This is a genomic window from Ideonella azotifigens (genome assembly GCF_006519715.1).
Lineage (GTDB): Bacteria > Pseudomonadota > Gammaproteobacteria > Burkholderiales > Burkholderiaceae_C > Ideonella > Ideonella azotifigens.
The window spans coordinates 1-5405 of the sequence record NZ_VIDT01000385.1 but is presented as its reverse complement, the minus strand read 5'-3'; the positions used below and the strand labels follow the sequence as shown (position 1 = coordinate 5405).

Annotated in this window: 5 protein-coding genes; 1 reads left to right on the top strand and 4 read right to left on the bottom strand. The window is 67.5% G+C overall.

The window, feature by feature from the left end:
• Positions 1 to 91: 91 nt before the first annotated feature.
• The 4 genes from FKP22_RS20040 to FKP22_RS20025 form a co-directional block, all read right to left on the bottom strand.
• Positions 92 to 676, bottom strand: a complete 585-nt coding sequence (locus FKP22_RS20040) for a CBS domain-containing protein (protein ID WP_141289463.1) — start codon at positions 674 to 676, stop codon at positions 92 to 94.
• A 139-nt stretch (positions 677 to 815) separates the two neighbouring features.
• Complete coding sequence (gene ocd, locus FKP22_RS20035) at positions 816 to 1889, bottom strand: ornithine cyclodeaminase (RefSeq protein ID WP_141289462.1); 1074 nt, start codon at positions 1887 to 1889, stop codon at positions 816 to 818.
• Between the two features lie 356 nt (positions 1890 to 2245).
• Positions 2246 to 3073, bottom strand: coding sequence for an HDOD domain-containing protein (locus FKP22_RS20030; protein ID WP_141289461.1), 828 nt, complete (start codon positions 3071 to 3073; stop codon positions 2246 to 2248).
• Between the two features lie 172 nt (positions 3074 to 3245).
• Positions 3246 to 3893, bottom strand: coding sequence for a chalcone isomerase family protein (locus tag FKP22_RS20025; RefSeq protein ID WP_170200976.1), 648 nt, complete (start codon positions 3891 to 3893; stop codon positions 3246 to 3248).
• Positions 3894 to 4080: 187 nt separating this feature from the next.
• Between FKP22_RS20025 and FKP22_RS20020 the strand changes: the two genes are divergently transcribed.
• The gene (locus FKP22_RS20020; RefSeq protein WP_141289459.1) at positions 4081 to 5085 is read left to right on the top strand and encodes a SphA family protein; all 1005 of its coding nucleotides are present in this window, start codon (positions 4081 to 4083) and stop codon (positions 5083 to 5085) included.
• Positions 5086 to 5405 lie beyond the last annotated feature (320 nt).

The following is a 5405-nucleotide window of genomic DNA, read 5'->3' as shown; positions in this document are numbered from 1 at the left end:
TGTCACGGGGGCAGCGCCGGGCCGCCCCAAGCGGCCCCGCAACCCGCCCGGCGGGTGGTCTCGCGTATTCGCGAGACCGGGTGCCCCATTCCTAATGCCCGATGAGCGATTCCAGCTCGGCGAAGCTGCGGGCGTGCAGGTCGCTGCGCAGGTCCATGCCCAGCGCGGTTTCGAGGCGGCGAGCCGAGAAGATGCCGTGCAGCACCGGGCGCGGCGTGCCGGGGTTCACCACCAGCAGGTAACGCAGGCCGTGTTCGCGCAGCGTCGAGACGATGTCGCCGACGCGGGCGTGAGCCACCTGTGCGGAGGTCAGCACCTGCCATTGCGAGACCGGGGTCATCAGCTGTTCCAGCGTCAGGTCCTGGAAGCGCACATGATCGGCCTGGGCGCGCTGCATCGGGCGCTCGCCCTGCAGGTCGTCGGTGGTAATCATGCCCACCACCTGCTCGTCCACGCCGGTCACGAAGGCCATGTGCACATGGGCGCGCACCATTGTGTGGATGGTCGAATCCAGGCCGTCGAGGTGGTCGGCCATCACGCAGGGCGCGTGCGACAGGTCGGTCAGCAGGCTGAGCGCGGGATCGGTCAGCTTGGCGGTGGTGAAGCCTTCGTCGCGCAGCGGCGGGGCGCTGACTGCCGACAGCGGCAGGGCGTGGAATCCGGTCAGAGCAGCCATGGGGCCCTCCAGTCAATGTTGTCGCTTACAGCGGTATTGCTGCAGTGCGACAGATTCTGAAACCGGACCCATATGGATTGCATATGGAATTCGGCACGAAGCTGTCGGCAGGCCGTCGAGCAGGCGGGCCGGCCCGTCCTCAGGCGACGCGACGCAGGCGCGCCGGCCCGGCTGCGGCGCTGCCCAGCGTGCCGCCAAACAAGTCCTTCGGGTCGTCCAGCCGCGGCACCAGGTCGATCTGGCGCGTGCCGTGCAGGCCGCTGCCAAGCAACTGGTGCAGGAAGCGCAGCGCCGAGAAGTCTTCCAGCGCAAAGCCGACCGAGTCGAAGATCGTGACTTCGGCGGCGCTTCGGCGCGCCGTCTGGCCGCTGGCGACCACGTTGGCAAACTCGATCACCGGGAAGTTGGCCGGCAGCTGCTGGATCTCGCCTTCGACGCGGGACTGCGGCTCGTATTCGACGATCACGCGGGCGTCCGACCGCAGCAGGATTTCGCGCGCCAGCTCGGTCTTGCCGGGGCAGTCACCTCCCACCGCGTTGAGGTGCATGCCCGGCTCGATCATGTCCTTGGTCAGGATCACCGCGTTGCGCTTGTCGGCCGTCACGGTGGTGACGATGTCGGCGCCGCGCACTGCCTCGGCCACGCTGGCTGCGCGCACCAGGCGCAGGCCGGCCAGCTCGGGCAGCGAGCGCAGGTTCTGCTCCAGCTTGGCGGTGGCCAGCGGGTCTACGTCGTACAGCCGCAGCTCGCGGATGCCCAGCATGCGGTGGAAGGCCAGGGCCTGGAATTCGCTCTGCGCACCGTTGCCGATCAGCGCCATCGAGCGGCTGTCCGGGCGGGCCATCCACCTGGCCGCCAGCGCCGACATGGCCGCGGTGCGCAGCGCGGTGGTCACCGTCAGCTCCGAGAGCAGCAGCGGATAACCGGTGTTCACGTCCGCCAGCACGCCAAAGGCCGTCACGGTGAGCAGGCCTTCCGCCGTGTTCTTGGGGTGGCCGTTGACGTACTTGAAGGCGTAGAGCTGGCCGTCGCTGGCCGGCATCAGTTCGATCACGCCGACCGAGGAGTGGCTGGCCACTCGGGCCGACTTCTCGAACTGGGCCCAGCGCCGGTAGTCGGTCTCGATCTCGCCAGCCAGTTGTTCGATGAAGGACGCAGCGCCGATGGCGCGCACCAATTGCTGGATGTCGGCCACGCCGATGTAGTTCACCATGATGTCTCTGCCTTGTCTCGATTGCTTTGCCGGCTTTGGAAACGGGCTGGCTGCAGAGGTTGCAAGCAGGCGCCCGGACGCGCGCGATGGGCGCGTCATTGGCCTCGCAGCGCGGGGCGTGCGGGCCTGCCGGTGGCGCGGGGAGCGCCGGGGTGGTTGAATTTTCCGCAGGCCGGCGGCCAACAAGAAGCAGGCATTGCGCCCATAACGCTCGGTCTTCGGCGCAATTTGCCAAGAGTAGGTGGCAAATCGATCAATCTCGCCGGCCGAGTTGGTTTCAGGCCATCAGGAAGCAGGCAATCAGGGCGAACGGTCAGTGGCAGGCCGTCCAAGGCGGCCGTGCAGCTGGCGTCCCTTCAGTGCATCAGCGCGTCTGCGCCGGCAGTGGCCAGGCGATGATCGGGCAGATGCGCTTTCACCCATGCCAGGTCCAGGTTCACATGGTTGATCAGTGCGGCCTGCGTGGTGCGCAGGCTCTCGATCGGGTCGACCTGGATTTCGGCGGCGTCGCAGACCACGCTGGCCAGGCGCAGCACCACACCCAGGCGGCAGAACGGGCGGGCGGCCATCGGGTCGGCTGCCGCGCTGAAGGCGGCGACCAGCGCTTGCGGGAACTGCCAGTGGCGGGCCAGCTCGGCGCTGACCTGCGGATGGCTGCAGCCCAGCAGCGTGGCCTCGAAGCCGATGCGGCTGTCCGGCGCGCGGGCATGGCGCGTCACTTCGGCCATTGCAGCCGGCTCGGCCATCGTCATCAGGATCTGCCCTGTGCGCACCACCAAGCCGCCAAGGTAGGCCGTGTCCGGGTCCGCATCCAGCGCCGGTGCCAGGGCTTGCGAATACGCGGCCACCGCCAGCGTCGAGCGCCAGAAGCCCACGCGGTCGAAGCCGTCCATCTTCGGGAACGCGCCCGTCATGCAGGCCGACAGGGTCAGGTCGCGCAGCGTGCGCAGGCCCAGCGAGGCGGCGGCGTCGTTCAGCGTGCTGACCGTGTGCGAAGGCGAGTAGCGCGCCGAGTTGGCCAGCCGCAGCACCTTGGCGGCCAGCGACTGGTCGCGGCCGATCAGCTGGGACAACTCGCCCAGCGACAGGTCGTCGCGGTCGAAGGAGTTCAGCAGCTTGCGGGCCACTTCCGGCATTGCCGGCAAGGTGGTGGCTTGCTGGACATAGAGATCGAAATGGGACAAGGCGGCCTCCGGCACGGAAAGGGATTCCCTTGCTTTCGGTCGCACCGGGGCCGGGTTGATGCGCGCAAATCCCGATGCGCTGCGGCCGGTGTGCGAATCTGCACGGAGATCGCGGCCACCATGAAAAACGCCGGGACAGGCCCGGCGTGCGTGGCGAAGCTGAGTGCCCGCTTCAGGCGGCTGTGGCGTTGCTGTCGCCCAGCAGCCCGCGGCGCGTGGCCGGCCGCACTTTCGGCCCCATCCAGATCTTCATCAGCATGCGGAAGAAGCTTTCGCCCTGCATCGCGTCGCCCACCTTCTGGCCGTTGAGCGTCATCTCGGTCAGGTTGGTGGTGGGATTGAAATCCATCACCACGAAGTCGCCGCGCACCAGCTTGCTGCGGTTGCTGAAGGCCGAGCCGAACTGGGCGATGGCGATGAAGTTGGCGGCGATTTCCTCGCTGGCCGCGTTCTGCCGCAGCCGGTCGAGGAAGGTGTTGGACAGGTCCTTGGCCGAGACCTCGCGCATGCTGTAGAAGCACAGGCGCTTGGCGCCGGGTTCGGCCAGCGCGGCTTCGGGCGTGGTCTGCTTGTGCGGCAGGTACAGCGCGACCACGGTGGTGCGCACCGAGAGGATCAGCGAGACGGTGGCGCCGTTCAGCAGCAAGGGCTTGCCGGCGACGGTGGCGCTGGGCTCGAACTTGAAACCCTCGATTTCCACCGGCGCGGTCGGCGCGGCGGAAGAGGCCGCTGGCGCATCAGCGGCATGGCCCAACACCGGCCAGCCGGCCAGCCCGGTCAGCGCCAAACCCATGCAATCCCTGCGCGTGAAAGTACTCATGTCCCGAATCATGTCTGGTTTTGGGCCGCGTCGCGACGGCGTTCATCCGTCAACTTCATGGAGATGCGGCGTGCGTCACGGCAACAAGTGGCAACTTCAATACAACCGGTGTCACAACCACTAACGCAATGACACATCCCAAGGTATCTTCTCGCCCTTGCTTTTAAAACACCACAGAGCTTTCCATATGCGCTATCAACCGGTGCGATCTGCATTCATCCTGACTTTGGCGGCCATCGGCTTGTCCGCGCAGGCCACGGAAAATCAGCAGCTGCGCGCCTTGCTGGGCGCACCAGGCCAGGAAATGACGCTGCCCCAGTTGCCGGGCTTGTATGGGCAGGTCTGGGCCCAGCACTACGAGGCCACGAAGTTCCGCAACGGCGACGGCGACGACCAGGTCACCGATCTCGGCAATGGTGTGTCCGCGGTGCGCGGCGGCAAGATCAGCGCCAACGTGCTCGTGCCGCGCCTGACCTGGGTCAGCGAAGCGCACCTGGGCGACGGCAGGCTGGGCGTGTCGGTCACGCTGCCCATCATTGACCTGGACGTGCACACGACAGCCACCGGCCGCTTCCCGGCCGGCTTCCCCAGCTCGATGGCCAGCGCCATCCAGGCCCAGCTCAACGGCGTGGCCGCGGCCAATTCCGGTTCGCAGACCGGCCTGGGCGACACCGAGATCGCGCCGTTTGTCGACTTCCAGGACGACGAGTCGCGCCTGGTGCTGCTGGCCGCGCTGGTGGCGCCCACCGGCGACTACAAGTCCAGCCGCGCCATCAACCCAGGCGCCGGCAAGTTCTGGACGATCCGCCCCGGCTTCCTGTATGGCCGCGCCTGGGAAAACGGCCTGGAATTCGGCACCCGCGTGACCTATTCGATCAACACCGAAAACACCGCGACCGACTACAAGTCCGGCCAGTACGTGCATGCCGACTACTCGCTGATGTACCGCGTCAACGACAGCTGGCGCGCCGGCCTGCAAGGCTACTTCCTCAAGCAGTTCACCAAGGACAAGGGCGAGGGCGTCGCGGCCGATGGCAACAAGGCCCAGGTGCTGGCCGCAGGCCCGGCGGTGGGCTATTCGTCCGAAGACGGCCGCTGGGGTGCCGAGGTCAAGGTGCTGCCGGAATTCCTGGTGCGCAACAAGTCCGAAGGCACGACCAGCTGGTTGCGCCTGATGTTCCGAGTGGACTGATGTAGATGGCGCACCCGGTCTCACGGGTACGTGAGACCACCCTCCGAGAGGGTGCACGGACCGCTTGGGGCGGCCCGGCGCTGGTCCGCGTTGGAGCGGGACACCCGGCCTCACGGGTACGTGAAGCCACCCTCCGAGAGGGTGCACGGACCGCTTGGGAGCGGCCCGGCGCTGGTCCGCGCCATGCCTTGATCAGGCGGCGGTCAGCGGCGGCCGAACATCATCTGCCGGGCCAGTGCCGATTTGATGGGCGGCAAGGCCTGCAGCGCGGCCAGGCCCAGGCCGCGCGCGGTGGCCAGGCCTGGCAGTTGCCAGGTGAA